Annotated in this window: 18 protein-coding genes; 12 read left to right on the top strand and 6 right to left on the bottom strand. The window is 62.4% G+C overall.

Features of this window, described 5'->3' with window-relative positions; translation table 11 throughout:
- Positions 1-112 precede the first annotated feature (112 nt).
- Genes rsmA through LQ788_RS14655 form a run of 3 tightly spaced genes read left to right on the top strand, consistent with a single transcriptional unit; the run spans position 113 to position 2,714 of the window.
- On the top strand, positions 113-1,021 hold the full coding sequence (gene rsmA, locus LQ788_RS14665) for a 16S rRNA (adenine(1518)-N(6)/adenine(1519)-N(6))-dimethyltransferase RsmA (protein ID WP_231442180.1): 909 nt from the start codon (positions 113-115) through the stop codon (positions 1,019-1,021).
- On the top strand, positions 1,018-1,968 hold the full coding sequence (locus tag LQ788_RS14660) for a 4-(cytidine 5'-diphospho)-2-C-methyl-D-erythritol kinase (RefSeq protein ID WP_231442177.1): 951 nt from the start codon (positions 1,018-1,020) through the stop codon (positions 1,966-1,968). Before rsmA ends, LQ788_RS14660 begins: the two co-directional genes overlap by 4 nt.
- Positions 1,968-2,714 (top strand): FadR/GntR family transcriptional regulator, encoded by a 747-nt coding sequence (locus tag LQ788_RS14655; RefSeq protein ID WP_231442175.1) that lies wholly within the window; start codon positions 1,968-1,970, stop codon positions 2,712-2,714. The genes LQ788_RS14660 and LQ788_RS14655 overlap by 1 nt, the downstream gene beginning before the upstream one ends.
- A gap of 21 nt (positions 2,715-2,735) precedes the next feature.
- Here LQ788_RS14655 and LQ788_RS14650 read toward each other — a convergent pair whose 3' ends face one another.
- Together LQ788_RS14650 and LQ788_RS14645 are read right to left on the bottom strand one after the other, a co-directional pair.
- Positions 2,736-4,139, bottom strand: a complete 1,404-nt coding sequence (locus tag LQ788_RS14650; RefSeq protein WP_231442173.1) for a GntP family permease — start codon at positions 4,137-4,139, stop codon at positions 2,736-2,738.
- A gap of 93 nt (positions 4,140-4,232) precedes the next feature.
- Positions 4,233-4,730 (bottom strand): gluconokinase, encoded by a 498-nt coding sequence (locus LQ788_RS14645; RefSeq protein ID WP_231442171.1) that lies wholly within the window; start codon positions 4,728-4,730, stop codon positions 4,233-4,235.
- A gap of 194 nt (positions 4,731-4,924) precedes the next feature.
- Between LQ788_RS14645 and gndA the strand changes: the two genes are divergently transcribed.
- The 6 genes from gndA to LQ788_RS14615 all read left to right on the top strand — a co-directional run bounded on the left by gndA (position 4,925) and on the right by LQ788_RS14615 (position 13,203).
- The gene (gndA, locus tag LQ788_RS14640) at positions 4,925-6,523 is read left to right on the top strand and encodes an NADP-dependent phosphogluconate dehydrogenase (RefSeq protein ID WP_231442169.1); all 1,599 of its coding nucleotides are present in this window, start codon (positions 4,925-4,927) and stop codon (positions 6,521-6,523) included.
- A gap of 65 nt (positions 6,524-6,588) precedes the next feature.
- A complete protein-coding gene (locus LQ788_RS14635; RefSeq protein WP_231442167.1) occupies positions 6,589-7,731 on the top strand; it encodes an alanine--glyoxylate aminotransferase family protein in 1,143 nt (380 codons plus the stop codon).
- Positions 7,732-7,775: 44 nt separating this feature from the next.
- Complete coding sequence (locus LQ788_RS14630; RefSeq protein ID WP_231442165.1) at positions 7,776-8,930, top strand: PucR family transcriptional regulator; 1,155 nt, start codon at positions 7,776-7,778, stop codon at positions 8,928-8,930.
- A 135-nt stretch (positions 8,931-9,065) separates the two neighbouring features.
- On the top strand, positions 9,066-10,643 hold the full coding sequence (locus tag LQ788_RS14625; RefSeq protein WP_231442163.1) for a class I adenylate-forming enzyme family protein: 1,578 nt from the start codon (positions 9,066-9,068) through the stop codon (positions 10,641-10,643).
- A gap of 131 nt (positions 10,644-10,774) precedes the next feature.
- Positions 10,775-12,118, top strand: a complete 1,344-nt coding sequence (locus LQ788_RS14620) for an MFS transporter (protein ID WP_231442161.1) — start codon at positions 10,775-10,777, stop codon at positions 12,116-12,118.
- A gap of 242 nt (positions 12,119-12,360) precedes the next feature.
- Positions 12,361-13,203, top strand: a complete 843-nt coding sequence (locus tag LQ788_RS14615) for a formate/nitrite transporter family protein (protein ID WP_231442160.1) — start codon at positions 12,361-12,363, stop codon at positions 13,201-13,203.
- Between the two features lie 177 nt (positions 13,204-13,380).
- On the opposite strand, the gene LQ788_RS14610 is transcribed toward LQ788_RS14615, so the two are convergent.
- From LQ788_RS14610 to LQ788_RS14595, 4 genes are all read right to left on the bottom strand, one after another.
- On the bottom strand, positions 13,381-14,427 hold the full coding sequence (locus tag LQ788_RS14610; protein WP_231442158.1) for a homocysteine S-methyltransferase family protein: 1,047 nt from the start codon (positions 14,425-14,427) through the stop codon (positions 13,381-13,383).
- Between the two features lie 164 nt (positions 14,428-14,591).
- The gene (locus LQ788_RS14605; RefSeq protein ID WP_231442156.1) at positions 14,592-15,623 is read right to left on the bottom strand and encodes an acyltransferase family protein; all 1,032 of its coding nucleotides are present in this window, start codon (positions 15,621-15,623) and stop codon (positions 14,592-14,594) included.
- A 119-nt stretch (positions 15,624-15,742) separates the two neighbouring features.
- Positions 15,743-16,087, bottom strand: a complete 345-nt coding sequence (locus tag LQ788_RS14600; RefSeq protein ID WP_231442153.1) for a TraR/DksA family transcriptional regulator — start codon at positions 16,085-16,087, stop codon at positions 15,743-15,745.
- 22 nt (positions 16,088-16,109) lie between these two features.
- The gene (locus LQ788_RS14595; protein ID WP_231442151.1) at positions 16,110-17,969 is read right to left on the bottom strand and encodes an ABC-F family ATP-binding cassette domain-containing protein; all 1,860 of its coding nucleotides are present in this window, start codon (positions 17,967-17,969) and stop codon (positions 16,110-16,112) included.
- Positions 17,970-18,319: 350 nt separating this feature from the next.
- On the opposite strand from LQ788_RS14595, the gene LQ788_RS14590 reads away from it, so the two are divergent.
- From LQ788_RS14590 to LQ788_RS14580, 3 genes are all read left to right on the top strand, one after another.
- Positions 18,320-19,390 (top strand): BMP family lipoprotein, encoded by a 1,071-nt coding sequence (locus LQ788_RS14590; protein WP_231442150.1) that lies wholly within the window; start codon positions 18,320-18,322, stop codon positions 19,388-19,390.
- A gap of 74 nt (positions 19,391-19,464) precedes the next feature.
- Positions 19,465-21,090, top strand: coding sequence for an ABC transporter ATP-binding protein (locus tag LQ788_RS14585; protein WP_231442147.1), 1,626 nt, complete (start codon positions 19,465-19,467; stop codon positions 21,088-21,090).
- On the top strand, positions 21,087-22,319 hold the full coding sequence (locus LQ788_RS14580) for an ABC transporter permease (RefSeq protein ID WP_231442146.1): 1,233 nt from the start codon (positions 21,087-21,089) through the stop codon (positions 22,317-22,319). The genes LQ788_RS14585 and LQ788_RS14580 overlap by 4 nt, the downstream gene beginning before the upstream one ends.

Raw genomic sequence — 22,319 nt, 5'->3', positions numbered from 1 at the left:
GAGTGCCTACGCTGCTTCGTCAGTTGCTTTGCGATGTTGCAGGACTATAAGGAATCGGCGTCAGGAGTGTTCGGTGATTGTGCCTGCGAATGAGTGCTGTAAGTTGTTGGCTGTGACGTTATTGACCGCACGCGACATTCGCGAAATCGCCGCCGACATCGGTCTGCGCCCGACTAAGCAGAAGGGGCAGAACTTCGTCATCGACCCCAATACCGTGCGCTCGATCGTCACGTCCGCGAAACTGCAGGACCACAGCAGCGTCGTCGAGATCGGACCCGGTCTGGGCTCGCTGACTCTGGGCCTGCTGGAAGCCGGGTACCATGTCACCGCCGTCGAGATCGACGAGGTCCTGGCGAAGCGACTGCCTGCGACGGTGCAGAAGTACGGGAACACGGCAGACGCTGCCCAGGAAGCCGCGAACTTCGAGCTCGTCAACGCCGATGCCCTCAGGGTCACCGAACTGCCGACGGCACCCGATGCACTCGTCGCGAACCTGCCCTACAACGTGGCGGTCCCGGTGCTGCTGCATTTCCTCGAGATCTTCCCGAGCCTGAAGTCCGTGCTCGTCATGGTCCAGCTCGAGGTCGCCGAACGCCTCGCGGCCGGCCCCGGATCCCGCACCTACGGTGTGCCCAGCGTCAAAGCCCAGTGGTACGGCGACGTCACCCTGGCCGGACGCATCGGCAAGAACGTGTTCTGGCCGGCTCCGAACATCGACTCCGGCCTCGTCCACATCGACGTGACCCGCACACAGCGTGACCCGGAGCAGCGCCGGCGCCTATTCAGCGTCGTCGACGCGGCCTTCGCCCAACGCCGCAAGACTCTGCGCGCGGCCCTGGCCACCTGGGCCGGCAGCCCCCAGCAGGCAGAAGAGCTCTTGCGCGCGGCCGGAATCGATCCCAGAACACGAGGTGAGGCCCTCGGCGTCGCCGATTTCGAACGTCTCGCCGCAGCCGGGGCCGCAGTGGTCAGCCCGGACGCTCACAAAAGCCCGGACACTCACGAAAGTCCGCAGCTATGAGCGCACAGCTGCACTCGTGCCCGACGACCCAGACACCGGTGAAGGTCCAGGCACCGGGGAAGATCAACGTCCACCTCGGCGTCGGTGGGGCAGGCGCGGACGGATATCACGAACTCGCGACGGTCTTCCAAGCACTCAACCTCAACGAGACCCTGACCCTCATTCCCGGGGGCAGCTCCTCGATCGTCGTCGGGGGCCGGTACGGAGATGCCGAGGTTCCACAGGACGAATCGAACTTCGCTCGCAGGGCCATCAACCTGCTTATCGCTGCCCTCGAAGACGACCGTGATGTCGACGTGCTGCGCGACCTCGACATCGTCATCGACAAGCAGGTGCCCGTCGCCGGCGGCATGGGCGGCGGATCTGCCGACGCGGCTGCAGCACTGGTCGGAGCAGCCCACCTCGTCGGGGGAGTGGAGGAGTCGATCCTCCACGAGTGCGCGGTCGCAGTGGGCGCGGATGTCGCCTTCCTCCTCCACGGTGGAACGGCCATCGGCCACGGACGCGGGGAGAAGCTCAGCCCCGTCCTCACCCGCGGATCATTCCACTGGGTCATGGCCACCTCGGCGGGGCAGCTGTCGACCCCGGCGATGTACGCACGGTTCGACGAACTCACACCGGACCCCGAACCTGCCGTCGTGCCCGCCGAGGTGCTGACGGCGCTCGCCGCCGGAGACCCGGACACCTTGGCCACGGCCGCCGCGAACGACCTCACCGATGCCGCAATATCGGCCATGCCCGAACTCGCCGAGGTGATGGAGGCCGGCCGCGACGCCGGTGCACTCCTGCCCCTGCTCAGCGGTTCCGGTCCGACGATCGGCTTCCTCGCCCGCGACGCCCACCACGCCCTCGACCTCGCGGTCCTGCTCCAGGCCACGCGCGGAGTCAAGGAAGCGCTGCGGACCACGGGACCTGCCCCCGGCGCCCACGTCATCGAATCGCACTGATGGCTGGAGCAAAGGATCCGAGCACGGGATCTTCCGGCGGCAACCTGCATGAGAGCCTGCTCAACTCGGTGGGCACGGACATCGTCACCGGCGACCTGGCACCGGGAACGGTGATCAGGGCCGAGGAGCTGCGCGTGCGCTATGAGGTCTCACTGTCGGTGGTGCGCGAAGTGGTGCGAGTCCTGGAGTCTCTGGGAATGGTCAAGCCGATTCGTCGCCTGGGTCTGGTGATTCTGTCCATGGAGGAATGGACCATCCTCGACCCCCTGGTCGTGCGGTGGCGAATGGCGGCAACCCCGGCACTGCAGCTGCGCTCGCTGACGGAGCTGCGAGTCGCCATCGAACCGCAGGCGGCATACCTCGCAGCCATCCATGCCTCAGCCGATGTGGCCGAGGAGATCATGCGGCTGGCCGCCAGAATGCGCGCCAGCGGGAGCAAGGGCGATGTGGAGGCGGTGCTGGAGGTCGACATCGCCTACCACCGGGCAGTCCTGAGAGCCGGCGGCAATGAGCTTTTCGCCTCCTTCGACACAGTCGTCGCTGAGATCCTGCGAGGCCGCACGCACGCCGGCCTGATGCCGAAATTCCCACATCCAGAAGCGCTGCAATGGCACTTCGATGTTGCCGATGCCATCGGCAACGGCGACCCTGAGCGCGCTCACGCAGCGATGACGAAGATGATGGATCGAGCGTTCACCGAGATGGAAGACGCGTGGGAGGGCCAACCCCGCCTGAAGACGTACTGATCAGACCGTGAGACGTACTGATCAGAACGTGCTGACGACTCCGTAGAGGGCGAGGCTGAGGGCGAAGCCGACGAGGCCGAGGATGGTCTGAGCCACGGTCCAGGTCTTCAGCGTGGTCTTCGTATCCATGCCGAAGAACCTGGAGACCAGCCAGAATCCTGAATCGTTGACATGGCTGGCCACTACGGAGCCTGCGGCCAGGGACAGGACGATGGCGACGACCTGCAGGCTCGAGAAGTCCGGGTTTCCGACGACGACCGGCTGCATGAGAGCCGCAGCAGTTGTGAGCGCGACCGTGGCCGAGCCTTGGGCGATGCGCACGATCGCTGCGATGACGAATCCGGCCACGATGACCGGCAAGCCCAGGGCGGCCAGCGAGTCGGCGATGGAATCACCGATCCCGCTGGCTCGCAGCACACCGCCGAACATGCCGCCGGCTCCGGTGATGAGGATGATCGAGCAGACAGGACCCAGGGCCGAGTCGACGATGTTCTCGACCATGCCGCGGCCCTTCTTCTTGCGCCATCCCAGCAGCCACATGGCTGCCAGCACGGTGATGAGCAGGGCGATCGGGGTCTCCCCGAGCATCCGCAGCGAGGCGATCAGAGTGGATTCGGCGTCGACCCAGCCGGCCTCGCCTGCGAAGTTGAGGCCGGTGTTGAGGAAGATGAGCACGAGCGGCAGGGCAAGCAGGAAGAGGACCGTCGAGAGCTTGGGTGAGGACCTGAAGTCGGCGAACTCTTCGGCCGGGTCATGGGCCAGGAGTGAGGGAACCGAGACCTCGACTCGTCTGCCGATGAAGAGCCCGAACAGATACCCGCACAGGTACCAGGCCGGCACGGCGATGATGAGGCCGCAGATGAGGACGAGTCCGACATTCGCGCCCAGAAGTCCGGATGCGGCCACTGGCCCGGGATGCGGCGGGACGAAGATATGCATGGCCGAGAAGGCGATTGCCGAGGGCATGGCGAAGAGCAGCAGAGAGCCGCCGAGGCGCTTGGCCACGGTGAAGATGATCGGCAGCATGACGACCAGTCCGGCATCGAAGAAGATCGGGAACCCGAACAGCAGCGAGGTCAGTCCCAAGGCCAAGGGCGCACGCTTCTCTCCGAAGGTCCTGATGAGCGCGTCCGTGAGCACCTGCGCCCCACCGGAGAGTTCGAGCATCCGCCCGAGCATGGCGCCGAGTCCCACGAGGAGTGCGACGCTGGCCAGCGTGGATCCGAAGCCGTCGTACATGACCGGCACGAGATCGCCGGGGGAGACTCCCGCAGTCAGGGCGGTGAGCACGCTGACCACGACGAGCGCGATGAAGGCATGAAGCCTGAAACGGATGATCAGGACGAGCAGCACGGCGATGGCTGCAGCGGCGATGCCGAGCAGCGCCGGGGCCGACAGCGTCCAGTTGAGTTCGATCTCGGTCACAATTTCCTCTTCCTTGAGGTTCGACAACGGTCAGGTTGCAGCAGATGGCGGTCAGGTTGTTGTGGGCGGTGGTCGGATGGCATAGGTCGCGGGTCAGCGGCCCTGGGGGAGGCGTTCGATGATGTATCGACTCACCTCGTCGGGCGACAGGTCGATGGGCGCGAGGAAATGTGCTTCCTCGACGGCGAGCGGTTCCAGCGTCTCCAGCTGGGAGTCGACGAGCGTCGGCGACATGAATTCGTGTGAACGCCGCGCGAGATGTTCGACGATGATCTCGCGGTCCCCGGTGAGGTGGACGAAGAAGGTTGCAGGTGCCTGCGCCCGCAGATAGTCCCGATAGCTGCGTCGCAGCGCGGAACAGGCGACGACAGGCGGTGGAGTCGCGATCAGCTCACTCGCCACAGACTTCAGCCACGGCCAACGATCCTCATCGTCGAGCGGGACTCCGGCACGCATCTTCTCCTTGTTGTCCTGGCTGTGGAGATCGTCGGCGTCGACGAAGACGGCTCCGAGTTCCGCAGCCAAGCGACGGCCGATCAGGGTCTTCCCCGTGCCGGACACCCCCATGATGACAAGCGGGGGAAGGTCCATTTCAATCGGCCTCTCGTAAAAATATGATGACATTGCTAAACTGCAACCATTAAATCAGATTTATAAAAATCTAGATGAGACGCGTGAAACTGTCAACCGTTTCGAGAATCTGTCAGCTGCGACATTTCGCCGTCACTGTCAGCCACGACGACTAGCAGCCAGACGACTAACAGCCACGAGGAAGAGGATTGGGTATGAGCGCGGAAGTGGGCGTGATCGGCACCGGAGTGATGGGCTCGAACCTCGCACGAAACCTCGCACGGCATTTGGCCGCACGGGCAGGAGCGCGAGTCGCCGTCTACGACCGCGACGTCGAACGGGCCCAAGCCCTCGCGGCCGAACACCCCGAGGCGGATTTCCTCGTCGCTTCATCGCCAGCGGATCTGGCCAGCAAGCTCTCGGGCCCACGCGTGGCGATCCTCATGGTCAATGCGGGCGCGGCTACGGACTCGGCGATCAACGATCTGGTCGAAGTCTTCGAACCCGGAGACATCATCGTCGACGGTGGAAACTCGCTATTCACCGACACGATCGCTCGCGGCGAGACCGTGAGGCAGGCCGGAATCGAGTTCGTCGGGGTCGGCATCTCCGGGGGAGAGGTCGGCGCCCTCGAAGGGCCGTCGATGATGGTCGGCGGCACCGAATCCGCGTGGTCGAGGCTGCGGCCGATCCTCGAACCCATCGCCGCACGCGCCGAAACCGGTGACGGGCACGCCGAGTCCAGTGTCGGACATGTCGAGTCCAGCGACGGGCGTGCCGAGTCCAGCGACGGAGACGGCGCACCGGTGGATCGCGCACAGGTGGACCCGGAATCGTGCATCGCGCATGTGGGCACCGATGGGGCCGGTCACTTCGTCAAGATGATCCACAACGGGATCGAATATGCGGACATGCAGCTCATCGCCGAGGCGTTCGCGCTGCTGAGAAGCAGGCTTGGGCTTACTCCGTCCGAGGTCGCCGAGGTCTTCAGGGAATGGAATCGCGGAGAACTCGAGTCCTATCTCATCGAAATCACCGCCGAGGTCCTCGACCACACCGATGCGGCCACGGGCCAGCCATTCGTCGACGTCATCGCCGACTCCGCCGGGGCCAAGGGGACCGGCGGGTGGACAGTGAAGACCGGACTCGATCTGGGTGTTCCTGTCGCCACCATCGCCGAGGCGGTCTCGGCCAGGTCCTTGTCCGCGGCTTCCGTACTGCGTTCCTCCGGGACGGCGTTGGACGGTCCTTCGAATGCCACCTCGGCCGACGACGAAGCCCGCACCTCGGCGGACGATGAAGCGCCCACCTCGGCGCCGGTCGATCGTGACACGGTCATCGAGACCGTGCGGCAAGCGCTGTTCACAGGAAAGATCCTCGCCTATGTGCAGGGCTTCCACGAGATCGCCGCCGGAGCACAGGAACACGGCTGGAACACAGACCTCGGAGAAGTGGCCAGAATCTGGAGGGCGGGCTGCATCATCCGCGCCAGATTCCTCGACCGGATCACGGACGCCTTTGAGGCCGATCCGAAGCTGAGCTCACTGCTCGCCGATTCGTATTTCCAGGATTCGCTCAACGCCGGGCAGCAGGCTCTGCGGGATACGGTCGCCGACGCCGCGTCGGCCGGCGTGCCGATTCCGGCCCTGGCCTCGGCGCTGTCGTACTTCGACGGCATCCGCACCTCCCGGTCCTCGGCGGCGCTGGTGCAGGGGCAGCGAGACTTCTTCGGATCCCACACGTACGCGCGCACAGATCGTTCGGGAACCTTCCACACCCTGTGGTCGGGTGACCGCAGCGAAGTGCAGCTGTGAGGGGCGACGTCTCTGCAGTTGGGCGGTAGTGGCCCAAACCACGTGAACATGGCAATGTTGGAGGCATGACTTTGCCACACGAAGATGTTGACCCAGACGGCCTGCTCGAATACTCGGTGGTCTTCACCGACCGATCACTGAACCACATGTCGGGTCGATTCGTATCCGTCATGCAGGACATCAACCGCGTCCTGCGCGAAGCCTATGATGCGCACAGCGTGGCCATCGTTCCCGGTGGTGGCAGCTACGCCATGGAATCCGTGGCCAGGCAGCTCGCGACCGGTAGGAAATGCCTCGTGGTCCGCAACGGCCTCTTCTCATTCCGCTGGTCACAGATCCTCGACGCCGGATCCATCGCCAGCGAGACGACGGTGCTCAAGGCGTCCCCGAGCAGCGACGAGCACCAGTCGGCCTGGTCGCCTGCCCCCATCTCCGAGGTGGTCTCCGCCATCGAGTCCGAACGCCCAGCAGTCGTGTTCGCACCCCACGTCGAAACCGCCTCCGGAATGCTGCTGCCCGACGACTACGTGCGCCAGGTCAGCGACGCGGTCCACAGCGTGGGCGGCATCTTCGTCCTCGACTGCATCGCCTCCGGTGCAGTGTGGGCCTCGCAGACGGATCTGGGTGTCGACGTCCTCATCAGCGCCCCGCAGAAGGGGTGGAGCGGTTCACCCTGCGCAGGCTACGTCATGCTCAGCGAAGCAGGCCGCGCCGCCGTCGAGGAGTCCACGTCGACGAGCTTCGCCATGGACCTCAAGAAGTGGCTGTTCATCGCTGACGAGTACGAAGAGGGTCGGGCGCCGTACCACGCGACGATGCCCACCGATTCGCTGGCGCACAACGCCGCCATCATGCTGGAGACCGAGCAGCTCGGCTTCGACAAACTCTCGGCGGCACAGTTCGAACTCGGCGACCGGGTCCGCAAGGTCTTCGCCGAGCGCGGGCTGCCCTCTGTCGCGACACCGGAGTTCGCCTCACCCAGCGTGGTCGTCGTCCACACGGACAACCCGAAGCTGGCCACCGGCGCACAGTTCAAGGAAGCCGGCGTGCAGATCGCTGCCGGAGTGCCCCTGCAGTGTGACGAGCCCGAGGACTTCTCGACCTTCCGCATCGGACTCTTCGGCCTCGACAAGCTCGGCGACATCGACGGCACGATCACCCGCCTCGAAACCGCGCTCGACTCGATCGGCGTGACGCCGCAGAGCTGATGCCGCCCGCGCGAGGCAGTCGTGGTGAAATCCAAAGAGCTGGCGTGAGCTCGGCGCTGTCGGAAGTCGCCCTCAGAATCCGAGAGGATGAAGACAGCATTGCTGATCTCGCAGCCTCTCGGATTTACGGGGAGCTGGCTACCTACGTTGGGGTGCCACGAGATGAGCTGCTCGCTTCAGTGAGGACAAATGCCCGCCGTGCAGTGGACGTCCTGATCTCTCGGCAGATTCCCTCAGTCTCAGAGAATGCTGAGCACAGGGCGACTACGCGTGCGCGGATCGATGAGAACGTGCCCATCGAGGACATAATACGTGCCTACCGAATCAGCTTGAGCGCCACGCACGATTCGTTCATCTCAAAGGCTTCAGCTGCTGGCCTTGATCCCCAGAGCACGCTGGATGGAGCAACACTGCTGTGGCGTCTCGGTGATTGGTTCACTGCGGGCGCTGCGACTGAGTACCGCTACCGGGCGGGCACTGAAGCGATGAGACAGTCGTTCGAAATCGGTTCATTAGTGCGCAAGCTGACGACAGAATCCGTTATTGACGATGACACCACGCAACAGGTGAAGAAATACGGTGTGGACATCGACGGGGTCTATGCCGTTGCTGCCGTCCCTGCCTCTGGCCATGACGTGGAGAAGATCATCCGTGATGTGAAGTCCTCGGGCTCGACAGTTCGAGCCCAGGCACTGGTCGCGCAGATCGACCTTCGTGTCATCGCCATCGTTGCTCGAAAACCGACAGAGGCAGTCTCGGATGTGCCCATCGCGATCGGTCCGTTCGTCCCGCTGACGCAGCTTGCCACGTCGGCGCGAATCTGTGAGCAGGTTTGGAAGCTGGCACGCAAAGAGCGGTCAGGGGTCCACAGTATGGAGTCGTACGGCTGGCGGCTGGCTGTACCGGATTCCACGGACATCAATGAGTTTCTGATCCACCGGTACATCAGTCCGCTTCGTCCGGGCACGGCCGCTGGGCGAGACATTCTGGAAACACTCCGGACATGGTTGCGAGCATCATCCTCTGTTAGACGGACCGCGGAAGAACTGAATGTTCATGAGAACACTGTCCGATATCGTCTACAGAGGTTCAGCGATCTGATTGGAGGATTCGAGTACGGAATCGATGAGCTCCTCGGGTTGCGGTGGGCATTGGAAGCTTACGACAGTGGATGCATTGCAGGCACGGATCCCCACTGATCCAATTTTAGAGATTTCTCTAATTGCGGCGGTGAAATTTCGGAGAGCTCGACGTATCAGCTCGGTTGAGAACCTGCAATGATTGTGACAATCAACAGGATCACAAGACGTCAATGATGACAGTGGAGCTACCGAATGACCGCGATTTCGCCGAGCCAGTCCCCATCCTCCGACACCTTCTCGCTGCTCTGGGACAACACAGTGGGGCAACACAATACACGGCTGTTCCTCAAGTTCCGTGACGACGACGGAGCAATCTCCGGATGGACCTATGGCGAATTTTCCAGCATCGTCGACAGGGTCGCAGGCACGCTCGTTGAATACGGTGTTGGTGCAGGTGATCCGGTCCATCTGTGTCTGAAGAACTGTCCAGCGTTCGTCGCACTCTGGCTGGCCATTGCGAAGATCGGTGCGTGGATGGTCCCGGCCGACCCAGCCTCATCGTCACGAGACATCTCATCGCAGATCGATCGCGTCACGCCGTCCCTTGGCATCTGCAGCAGTGAAAGAGCCGCAGACTATCGAACCGGCGCACAGTCGCAGGTTACGCTGCCAATCGTCGAGCTTGACGAGTCCTCGGCAGATGTTGCGGCAGGATCTGCTCTGATAGGCAACACCTCGGCCCCGTTGCCAGAGCCGCCGCATGATCCGACAGATCGTCTGGCAGTTATGTTTACGTCAGGCACGACTTCACAGCCCAAAGGTGTGGTTCTGACCCAGGGAAACTATCTCAATGTCGCGACGCAGATGGCGAAGGCTGCTGCGCTGAAACCACACCACCGGTGGTATGTGACGTTGCCTCTCTTCCATGCGAATGCGCAGTACTACTGTTTCGCGTCGGCGATCAAGGTGGGGGCATCTGTCTCCATGACGGCCAATTTTTCTGCCAGCCGCTGGATTGAGCAGGCCAGAGAGCTTGGTGTCACTCACGCCAGTCTGTTTGCCGCTCCGATTCGAATGATTCTAGCTCGCACTCCGGAAGCCACTGATCCTCTCGATCTCGACCACGTCTGGTATGCACAGAATCTTGCGCCCGTTCATCACCAGGAATTCAGTCAACTGGCGGGAGTGGCGCCCAGGCAGCTCTATGGCATGACAGAGACGATCGCGATAGTTTCATATGATCGTTCACAGCCTCCCCGCCCAGACCGGATTGGTCGTCCTCTGCCAGGCCGAGATGTGAGACTGCTCGATCCTGTGACTTACGACGAGGTTACAGGGGAAAACCCAGGAATGATTGCAGTGGCAGGTACGCGAGGCAAAGACCTCTTTCTCGAATACCTCGACGATGCGGCGACGACTTCTCGGAGCTTTCTGACTGACGACTCAGGCACCGAATGGCTGTTGACGGGAGACCTGGCGAGATCGGACGAAATCGGGGAGCTGTCGTTCGTCGGCAGAGTTGACGACGTCGTCAAGGTGTCGGGAGAGAACGTTAGCCTGACCGAAGTGGAAGCCGTGATTGCTCAGGCGCCAGGTGTCTTGGAAGCCGCAGTCATCGCCGCCCCGGACCCCATACGAGATGTCGTTCCTCACGCCTATGTTGTTGCTCGGCGTGGCGCAAAAGAACTCGACATCGACAGGTTGTCATCCTGGTCTGAGCAGAATTTAGCACCTTCGGCCCGCCCGCGGGAATGGCACATTATTGATGAACTCCCACGCACAAGCGTAGGGAAAATCCGCCGGTTCAAGATCGGACCCTCCGAGTCCTGACTCTCGGCTGCGTGTCGAGCCGCGCTCGGCTCCGGCTCGGCCTCAGCGGATGATCACAGAAATTCCGCGTTATGACCCAACGTCATGACGTTCCTCATCGACGCAGCGACGCGTCTGAGAAAGGTAGAACAATGCGCGAAATCGAGATACAGGAAGTCAGCGGTCAACGTCGAAAAAGAGCGTTCGCTGGTGCCGTGACCGGGCACGTCATCGAGTGGTACGACTATGGGATATACGGGTTCTTGGCTGTGTACATGGGGCAGCTCTTCTTCGCTTCCGAGAACCCGACGGTGTCGCTGCTGAGCAGCTTTGCCGTATTTGCACTGAGCTTCTTCATCCGGCCACTCGGCGGATTGTTCTTCGGGCCCATGGCAGACAAGATCGGACGGAAGCAGACACTCCTGATCGTCTTGATACTCATGGCTGGATCCACCTGTTGTATCGGGCTTCTACCGAGCTACAGCACTATCGGAGTCGCAGCACCGATTCTCCTGATTCTCTTACGTTGCATTCAAGGGTTTTCCGCAGGCGGGGAGATCGGGACTGTGACTAGCTTCATCGCCGAATACGCAGGACCGGGCAAGCGAGGTCATTTGACGAGTTGGCTCATGACAACTGCCGTCCTGGGACTCCTTCTGGGAAGTCTCGTCGCGAATGGCCTATCAGCCATCATCGGTGCAGAATCGATGCTTGCTTGGGGGTGGAGACTCCCGTTCCTGTTTGCCGGCGTGCTGGGCCTTGTTGCGATCTACATTCGGCTCAAGCTCGAAGACAGCCCTGAGTTCCAAGCGATAGTAGCCGCGGGCGAGAGCTCAAAGGCGCCCTTACGCGAAACACTGTCCTGGATGCGCGCAATCATGCTGGTGTTCTGCATCATTACTGTCCATGCGTCGATCTTCTATCTCGTGCTCACATATGCGTCGACCTTCATCAGCGAAATTCTGCAGTTCTCAGGGACAGTTCGCTTCTGGTTCGTCATCAGTGCATGCCTCCTATCTGCGACCGTCATGCCGATCGGCGGAATGATGTCTGATCGGTGGGGACGGAAGCCGATACTGTTGGTCTCCGGGGTGGCTGCAACCGGATCAATGCTGTGGTTCTTCCTCGCCGCACCTGGCGCCACACCTTTGAGCTTCTTCTTCCCACTGATGGCGTGTGCTCTTTCATTCGGCTTCTATGCGTCGACGACGTACGCAACCATGACGGAGCTGCTGCCCACTCGCATCAGGTCAACCGGAATTGCTGTTGCCTACAACCTGCCGGTGGCACTTTTCGGTGGAAGCGCGCCTTTGATCGCTGCGTGGTTCATTTCGGCAACCGGTGACATCACAGCACCGTGGTACTTCTTTGTAGGGACCGGTCTAATTTCGCTGATAGCGCTTTTGATCCTGCGGCAGGACGACTTCGAGAAGGCTGAGCAAGTACAGACGATCCCTGCGCACGAGCCGAGTCTGCTCTACAAAGCCGACTCCTGACGAAGGTCTCGTACCGATAGTTACGTTGTCAGAGTTGACGGTGTAGAACTGACGCTGCTCAGCAAACTGAGAGCGCCAAAACCTCCTGTTGCGACGGGAGGTTTTGGCGCTCTCGGTGTGTGATGCTGGAACTTTGCCGCGGCACCGGCACCAGCATCGGCTCCGGCCCAGTCGGAAGAGTCCGAGTATCAGGTCCCAGTCCGTCACTGGCCGAGCACAGGTGTCACAAATACACTGTGACGATGACCCAGAAAGCACAGCGTCAGCGGCTCGGGACGAATGACTTCGATCTTGAAGACGAACTGGTCGACGAGGCAACCGCGACCGTGGTCACGGGAGCAAAGCGTCTGAATCGGAAATGGCCGGAACTCCTCGTCACCGGGTTCTTCGGCGGTGTCGATGTGGGCCTGGGCATTCTGGCGATGGTGCTGGTCAAGCAGACAACAGGCTCTGATGTGCTGGCCGGTATTGCCTTCGGCATCGGGCTGTTGGCGCTGAAGCTTGCCCACTCAGAGCTGTTCACCGAAGAGTTTCTGCTGCCTATCAACGCCGTCATCGCAGGCCAGGCCAATGTCCTTCAGGTGGTCCGCCTGTGGGCGGTGACCCTGGTGACCAACCTGTTCGGGGGCCTGGCCTTCGCCGGACTGATGGTTGTGGCGCTGCCTGACTACCATTCGACGATGATCGAAACGGCCGTGAAGTACATGGACCAACCGTCCTTGGTGGTGATGATCGGACTCTCGCTCTTGGCCGGAGCCACCGTCACCTTGTCGACTCGAATGTCACAGGGCACCTCGAACGGCGTCGTCCTTGCCATCGTCAGCATGGCATCGGGTCTGTTGCTCATCGGTCTCGGCATGCTCCACGGTGCCCTCAACGCGATCGTCATCTTCGCCGCCATGTTGGCCGGGGCAGATATCTCGATGCTGGATCTGCTGAAGTGGTTTGCGATCGTCATCCCGTTCAACATGCTCGGTGGTCTTCTCCTCATCACCCTGCCCCGGGTGGTCCGCACGTATCGTGTGCTGCGGGCAGTGCGTCAGGGCACGGTCTCGCTGGAAGACCTCGAGGCTCAGACGAAGTAAGCGGAAGTCGCAGCTTCACCTCATAGTCGTCACTCCTACCGGTAGCTGCTGCTGGCACCGGCAGCTCTACTGCGCACGCGCAGTGCCAAAACCTCCCGTTGGGGCGAGGGGTCTTGGCGCTGGCGGTGTGTGGTGGTGCTGAGGGCTTCGTGCAGGAGGTACTGCTCGCTGCTTGCCTCAGGCGGTCGAGCCGAGAGCGACGACGTTCTCAGCGAGGCGCTCGTTATCGCCGTACATGAAGTGGTTCTTCATGTTCTCGGAGAACCGGCTGGCATCGGTCGTGAGTCCGACCGCCTCGGCGACCTCACGGATATGCATCGGAGTCGCACCACAGCACACGCCGATGTAGTTGACACCCAGCTCGTAGGCTTCCTTCGCGAAGGCACCGATCTCATAGCGGTTCGTCTGCAGCGGATCGAGAGCGGTGGGGAAGGTGCGACCGTGCGGGGAGGCCACCTCGGCGCGGGGATCTGAGAGATTGAAGAACGTGGGCTCATCCTGAGTCGTGCGGTAGGGGATGGGCAGGGCGCCGACGTGACAGGACACGGCCGAGCGGATCTCCTTCAGCCACGGCAGCATTGTGGCGGGTCCGCGGAAGCAGTTGAGGCCGACGACATCGACACCCAGCTGTTCGAGCTTCTGTGCGGTCTCGACGATTCCCACGCCATCGGCCATCTCTTGGAAGGCCATGGGTGCGAGGGTGAGGACGACGGGCAGCCCGCTGGCCTTGGCGACCTCGGCCGCGGCGATGGCCTCGCCGGCGAAGTAGAAGGTCTCGCCGATGATGAGATCGGCGCCTTCGTCCACAGCCCAGCCCACCATCTCGGTGAACATCGCCCGGACCTCGGCCTGGCGGTCCGGGTTCTCGGGATCCCAGATGTTCGAGTTCGAGATGTTTCCGGCCATGAAGTTTCCGGGCTTGGCGTCGGCAACGCCGCGGGCGATCTGCAGGGCGGAGCGGTTGAGCGGCTCGAGCAGATCCTCCTTCCCGATGACCCGCATCTTCTCGCGGTGTCCGTTGTAGGTGAAGGCCTCGACGATGTCCGAACCGGCGCGCTGGAAATCCATGTGCAGGGAGCGCAGAGCGTCGGGGAATTCGAGCGCAACCTCGGGCACGAATTCTCCAGCAGACAGGTAGCCGCGTTTTTCGAGTTCGAACAGGAATCCTTCGGCGCAGATCACAGGACCGGCGTCGAGGCGTTGGGTCAGAGCATGGGTGGTCATGAGCGCTCTCCGTAATGAAGGTAGAGGACAGGCGATTGAACGCGCTCAGGCTGAGCACCCAAGCTCCCCGCATAATAGCCACTCACACCGATGTGGTCGACGTCACAATGACATAAAGAAGTCATATGACGATCGGAGTCACCGTCGCCGTCGGTGGCAGTGGGCTATGAAGAGGCTTTGTCCGAGTGTCTGCCCGGCTTCGCGCGCAACGACGCAAACGGTGTGAGCAGCAGACGAGTCACGGTTGAGGAGTACCAGCGCAAGCCCCTCTCGAACGGGCCCCAGGACAGCAGATAGGTGGCGAGCAGCGCCAGGACGAGGCACAGGAGGAAGATCAGCGGGGCGCTGAGCACGTCCTCGATGTCATCGAGGAGAGGCTGGAGGCCACGGACGACGAATCCGTGGAGTACGTAGACGGCGAGGCTGTTTCGACCGATCTTGGCAATGATCGTGTCCTTGTCTCCGACCCACATGAGAAGCATCAACGTCATCAGCAGGGCCCCGATGTCGACGATGAGGCGGATGCCGACGCCCTCGGGAATGCTGACGTCGAAGTGGGCGAAGTTGAGGCTGCCGTAGAACCACTTGTAGTAGACCTCATCGAGGTAGAAGTAGCCGACAGCACCCAGGGCGGCCGCCGTGAAGAACAGCTTCTGCCAGATGCGCAGGCTGCCCGCCCAGTTGAGAATCTGCTTGCCGTAGAGCTTGCCGATGACGAAGAAGGGCCAGAAGATCATCGATCGTGAGGCTGAGAGCTCGGTGTCGAGGATCGGCAGAATCCCACCGAAGAGCCCCACCACCACCGAGGCGACAAGGATCGTTCGTGGGAATCGTTCGATGAACGGCACGGTGATGATCCAGCACGCCATCGAGAGCAGGAACCAGGTGTACCAGAACGGGGTCAGGAAGCTGTAGTCAGGATCCAGATCGAAGATCCACAGCCACCCCCACATCAGAGGCAAAACGGTGAACAGCAGGACCAGGAATGTCAGGACACGCTCGGGCAGCCTCGTCGACTTCGCTGTGTTGCCGGCCAGGAAGACGAAAGCCGGCATGTGGAACGAATAGATGAGGTACATCGGCGCACGGAGGACGTCGTCATCCCATGGTGAGGTCCGGGCCAGCAGGTGGCCGAGGACGACAGTGAAGATGAGGATGCCTTTGGCGCGGTCCAGTCTGTGATCTCGTGTGGGCACCCCGCCACGATAGCCCGCTGGAGCCCGAAGCATAAAGGTCACGCGCCGGAGTCAGGCGGAATGGAGGGTGTGTTCGGCCCGGATTGAGCCCTATGCGCGGTGGGGAGGCAGCTGTTCGTTCAGCTCGCGCAGGCGACGCAGGTCGGTGCGTAGGGGCGGATCTCCAGCCGGACTTCGGGGATGGGGTTTCCGCAGCTGGTGCAGATTCCGAAGGTGCCCTCGTCAAGCCTCTCCACCGCCTCGGCGATGGAGGTCAGGCGTTCCTCGGACTGACGCAGCAGGGTTTCTGCCTGCGATCGTTCGAAAGCCAGCGTCGACCCTTCGGGGTCGTGCTCGTCGTCGCTGTTGTCGCCCTCGCGTGCCGCGGCGAGATCCTTGATGTCCGAGGACAGAGCGGCGATGAGCCTCCTGGTCTCAGTTTCTTCGGCGCGCAGAAGCTCGCGCATCTGATCCGAGTCGACCATCTGTCCTCCTCATCGACCTCTATCAGGCGTCCAGGGCCTCGTTGGCTTCGAGCCAGCGCTCTTCCAGCTCGGTCATTTCGTCCTTGAGCTCCTGCAGAGAAGAAGTGAGTTTCTGCAGTCCTTCGAAGTCGGACTGGTCGTGGTCGGCCATCTCGTCATGGGCACGGGCGATGCGCTTGCTCAGCTTGTCCATACGACGCTCGATCGAGGAGACTTCCTTCTTCGCCGCGCGGGCCTCGGCACCGGAGAGAGCATCGGCGCCCGAATCGGCGGAGGAGTTCGCACCGGCCGAACCGGAGTTCGACGAACCTCCACCCGACTTGCCCGGTCCGCTGGACTTCCCGGACCCGCTGGACTTCCCTGATCCACCGGACTTGGCGCCCTCGGCGCGCAGCTTCAGATACTCGTCGACACCTCCGGGCACGTGCCGCAGGCCGTGATCGAGGATCGCGTACTGCTGATCGGTGACGCGTTCGAGCAGGTACCTATCGTGAGAGACCACGATCAGGGTCGCCGGCCAGGAGTCGAGGAGGTCCTCCATCGCGGCCAACATGTCGGAGTCGACGTCGTTGGTCGGCTCATCGAGGATGATGACATTGGGCTCGGACATGAGGAGGAGCAGCAGCTGCAGACGCCGCTTCTGTCCTCCGGAGAGTTCCTTCACCCGGGCCGAGAGATGTTCCTTGGCGAAGCCGAGGCGCTCCAACAGCTGTGCCGGGGTGAAGTCCTTGCCTTCGATGTTGAAGCTCGTCTTCGACTCCGAGAGAACTTCGCGCACCTTCTGCCCGCCGATGGCGTCGAGTTCCTTGAACTGCTGGTCGAGGACACCGACCTTCACGGTCTTCCCGCGCTTGACTCTGCCCTCATCAGGTTCGAGCTCGCCGGAGATGAGGCTGAGCAGGGTCGACTTGCCGGCACCGTTGGGCCCGAGGATGCCGGTGCGCTCGCCGGGACCGATGCGCCAGGTGACATTGTCGAGAATCTGCTGATCACCGAAGCTCAGGGACACATCGAGGAGGTCGACGACATCCTTGCCCAAACGAGCAGTCGCCATCTTCTTCAGCTCGATCGGGTTGCGGACCTCTGGCACATCGGCGATGAGCTGGTTTGCCGCCTCGATCCGGAACTTCGGTTTCGAGGTTCGGGCAGGAGCACCTCGGCGCAGCCATGCCAGTTCCTTGCGCATGAGGTTCTGGCGCTTCTGCTCTGTGGCGGCGTTGATGCGATCGCGCTCGACGCGCTGGAGAATGTAGGCGGCGTATCCGCCCTCGAAGGGTTCGACGATCTGGTCGTGGACTTCCCAGGTCTTCGTGCAGACCTCATCGAGGAACCACCGGTCGTGCGTCACGAGCAGCAGAGCCCCGGAGTTCTTCGACCAGCGGTTCTTGATGTGCTTGGCCAACCACGAGATGCCGTCGACGTCGAGGTGGTTGGTGGGCTCATCGAGGATGAGCAGGTCCCAGTCACCGATGAGCAGCGCAGCCAGAGCCACACGTCGGCGCTGACCGCCGGAGAGGCTGCCGATGGTGGCATGCCAATCGAGGTCGGCGATGAGACCTGCGATGATGTCGCGGGCCTTCGCGTCGCGAGCCCACTCGTGGTCGTCCATGTCGCCGACGACGGAATAGCCCACGGTCGCCTCGGAGTCCATGGTGTCGCGCTGGCTGAGCATCCCCAGGCGCATTCCGCCGCGGTAGGTCACGCGGCCGGAATCGGGTTCGATGGTGCCGGCGAGCATGCCCAGCAGGCTGGACTTGCCGTCGCCGTTGCGGCCGACGATGCCGATCATGTCTCCGGCGTCGACGCCGAGGGTGACGGAGTCGAAGACGATGCGGGTGGGGTATTCGAGGTGCAGGGCTTCAGCCCCGAGAAGATGTGCCATAACGCCCTCTAGCTTAGGGCACGAGCGGCCTGGGACCAGCATGCGCAGCTCGCCGACGGGCGGTTGACAGGCAGCCTCCACGGGCACTCGGAGAACCGAGGCCGACGCCGCGGTCCGGGGCACCCGGAGGCAGGTGGGGGAGACGCCAACATGAAGTTATGTTGCGTTTTCATATCGGTGTCGAGGATTCAGATGCTAGAGGCCACTGATATGGGCCCCAGTTGCATTAGACTGACGGAAAATTCATTGAAATATGAGTGATCATCCAGTGGTTTCACAAATTCGGCGGAGGACTCTGTGCCTCGATCGACGCCAGGGCTGGTCCTGAGTAACTTGAGAAAAGAGTAAACGTGAAGAAGCTCGTATCTGCGGTGTCGATTGCCGCCGCATCCGCCCTCGTGCTCTCCGCCTGTGGATCAGGAAGCGGCGGCGAGACCAATGCCGAGGACTTCCTCGGCTGCATGGTCTCGGACTCCGGCGGCTGGGATGACCAGTCATTCAACCAGTCCGGACGTGAGGGCCTGCAGGCAGCGGTGGACAACCTCGGCATTCAGGAGAAGCTGGCCGAGTCGCAGGGCGACGCCGATTTCGGACCCAACGTCGACAACATGGTCCAGCAGGGCTGCAATCTGACCTTCGGCGTCGGGTTCCTCCTCGAAGACTCGATCCAGGAAGCCGCCGAGGCCAACCCTGACCTCAACTTCGCCCTCATCGACTCGACATTCTCCGATGCTGACGGCAAGCCAGTCACCATCGACAACGCGAAGCCACTCGTCTTCAACACCGCAGAGGCCGCCTACCTCGCCGGCTATGTCGCCGCCGCGACCTCCGAGTCCGGAAAGGTCGGCACCTTCGGAGGAATCCAGATTCCTTCCGTGACCGTGTTCATGGACGGTTTCGCCGACGGTGTGGAGAAGTTCAACGAAGACAACAAGAAGGACGTCAAACTCCTCGGCTGGAACAAGAAGAAGCAGGACGGCTCCTTCTCCGGTGACTTCGAGAACCAGGGACAGGGTCAGGCTCTGACCAAGCAGCTGATCTCCCAGGGCGCCGACGTCATCATGCCAGTCGCCGGACCTGTGGGCCTCGGCGCGGCAGCGGCTGCGAAGGAAGCCAAAGACGTCAAGCTGGTCTGGGTCGACTCCGACGGCTATGAGTCCACCGAATACGGTGACATCATCCTCACCTCGGTGGTCAAGCAGATCGCGAACGCTGTCGAGGACACCGTGTCCGAGGCTCAGAAGGACAACTTCAGCTCTGAGCCCTACGTCGGCACCCTCGAAAACGAAGGCGTCGGACTTGCTCCGTACCACGACTTCGATGACAAGGTTCCCGAAGACGTGAAGAAGGACGTCGAGACGCTCAAGAAGCAGATCATCGACGGTTCTCTGACCGTGGATTCCGAGAACTCGCCGAAATAAGCGAACAGGTTAAACTGCAGGGTCGAGAATTCTCGGCCCTGCAGTTTTCGAATTTGTGAGGAGTACCGGAAGCAGTGAAACTCGAGCTTCGCGGGATGACCAAGGTGTTCGGATCGTTTGTGGCCAACGACCACATCGATCTCACCATCGAACCGGGCGAGATCCATGCTCTGTTGGGTGAGAACGGCGCTGGAAAATCCACCATGATGAACGTCCTCTACGGACTCTACGACGCCGACGGGGGAGAGATCCTCCTCGACGACAAGGCTGTGACCTTCGCCGGGCCGGGTGACGCAGTGGCCGCCGGTATCGGCATGGTCCACCAGCACTTCATGCTCGTGCCCGTATTCACCGTCGCCGAATCCGTGGCGTTGGGCTATGAGCCGACGAAGTCCCTGGGACTCATCGACCTCGCCGAGGCGCGCAAGAAGGTCACCGAGATCTCCTCTCGCTTCAACTTCAACATCGACCCCGATGCCCTCATCGAAGATCTCCCCGTCGGTGCCCAGCAGCGAGTCGAGATCATCAAGGCGCTGTCCCGGGACGCGAAGATCCTCATCCTCGACGAGCCCACTGCGGTGCTCACCCCGCAGGAGACCGACGAGCTGATCTCGATCATGCGCCAGCTCAAGGAGCAGGGCACCTCGATCGTCTTCATCACCCACAAACTCCGTGAGGTCCGCGCGATCGCAGACTCCATCACGGTCATCCGCCGCGGCAAGATCGTCGGCGAAGCATCCCCAGAATCCACCGAGGCGGAGCTGGCCAGCCAGATGGTCGGCCGCGCCGTGTCGCTGACGACGGAGAAGGACGCGGCTGATCCCGGTGACGCGACCTTCCAGGTCCGCAACCTCACCGTCGTCGACAAAGCAGACAATATCGTCGTCGACGATGTCAGCTTCGACGTCCGCCGCGGCGAGATCCTCGCAGTCGCCGGTGTCCAGGGCAACGGTCAGACAGAGCTGGCCGAAACCATCATCGGTCTGAGCGAACCGCGTCTGGGCACGGTGACTCTCGACGGGAAGAACCTGGTCGGGCAGTCGGTGAAGGACCGCCTCGGCGCGGGTATCGGCTTCGTTCCCGAGGATCGTTCGACCGATGGAATCATCGCCGAGTTCGCGATCCGCGAGAACATGATCCTCGACGTCTACGACCGCCCGCCGTACGCGAAGGGGCTCAACCTCAAAACCTCGGTCATCACCGAAGCCGCGAAGCAGAAGGTCGAGGAATTCGACATCCGTCTCGGCAGCGTCGTCGACCCGATCGCCACGCTCTCCGGAGGCAACCAGCAGAAGGTCGTGCTCTCCCGCGAACTCGGCCGTGAGCTGCGCCTGTTCATCGCCAGCCAACCCACCCGCGGCCTCGACGTCGGCTCGATCGAGTTCGTCCACAAACGTGTCATCGCAGAACGCGATGCGGGCACCCCGTGCCTCATCGTCTCGACCGAACTCGACGAGGTCTATGGTCTCGCCGATCGGATCGCCGTCATGTATTCGGGTCGCATCGTCGGAATCGTCGGCGCCGACACCTCCCGCGAGGCCCTGGGCCTGATGATGGCCGGAGTCCCGGCCGACGAAGCATTTGCCGCCACCGCGACACCAGAGAACGATTCGGCCACCACCTCCGCGGCTGACGACCCTGCCGCCACCGCGGCAACTGACGAGAACTCGGCCACCACCTCGGCGGAGGAGAACAAATGACGACTGACATATCACCGGCGGCGCCATCGCCGGCACCACCACCGACCGCCGAGGCAGAGCCGGGCAAGGAACAGAACCTGCTGCAGGAGATCCTGTCCGGGTCATGGCTGGTCTCGGTGCTGGCCATCGTGGTCGCCCTCCTCCTCGGCGGTGTGCTCATCGCCGTGTCCAACGCCGAAGTCGTCGCAGCGGCACAGAACTTCCTCGGCGCGCCAGGAGCCTTCTTCTCCACCCTGTTCTCCACAGTCGGCGAAGCCTATTCGGCGCTGTTCCGCGGATCGGTCTTCGACTGGAACGCCCGCACTCCCGAACGCGCTATTCGCCCCCTGACCGAATCCCTGGTCAGCGGCACCCCGCTCATCCTCACCGGACTCGGCATCGCCATGGCCTTCCGCTGCGGTCTGTTCAACATCGGCGGTCAGGGCCAGGTCATCCTCGGCGCCACCATCGCCGGATTCCTCGGCTACGCCCTGCACCTGCCGCCCGTCGTGCACATGCTCATCGCAGCCATCGGCGGCATCATCGGCGGAGCGATCTGGGCCGGCATCGCCGGTGTGCTCAAGGCACGCACCGGAGCCAACGAGGTGATCGTGACGATCATGCTCAACTCCATCGCGGGCTACCTGCTGGGCTACCTGCTCAAGCAGAGCTGGTTCACGCACACCACCTCGGCGAACCCGCAGTCCCGAGCGATCGACGACACCTCGGAGATGTTCCTCATGCTGCCGCCGCCGTTCCGGCTGCACTTCGGGTTCATTCTGGCCATCCTGGCGACGATCTTCGTATGGTGGCTGCTCGAGCGGTCAACGATCGGGTTCGAATTCAAGGCCGTCGGCGCCAACCCGCACGCTGCCCGCACCGCCGGCATCTCCGTGTCGAAGGTGACGATCCTCGTCATGGTCGTCGCCGGTGCTCTGGCCGGTCTCGGCGGAGCCGCCCAAGTGCTTGGCACAGAGGGCAAACTGACCGGCGGCATCAGCGGATCCATCGGCTTCGACGCCATCACGGTGGCTCTGCTGGGCCGATCGAAGCCGTGGGGCACCTTCATGGCCGGATTGCTCTTCGGCGCATTCAAGGCCGGCGGCTATCTCATGCAGTCACAGACCGGTACGCCCATCGACATCGTTCTGGTCGTCCAGTCCGTCATTGTTCTGCTCATTGCGGCCCCACCGCTGGTGAGGTCGATCTTCCGGTTGCCCACACCGGTGCTCAAGCGGAAGGAGGCCTGA

This window comes from Brevibacterium zhoupengii (genome assembly GCF_021117425.1).
In the GTDB taxonomy this organism is placed as follows: domain Bacteria; phylum Actinomycetota; class Actinomycetes; order Actinomycetales; family Brevibacteriaceae; genus Brevibacterium; species Brevibacterium zhoupengii.
This window is presented reverse-complemented; position numbering and strand designations above follow the sequence as displayed.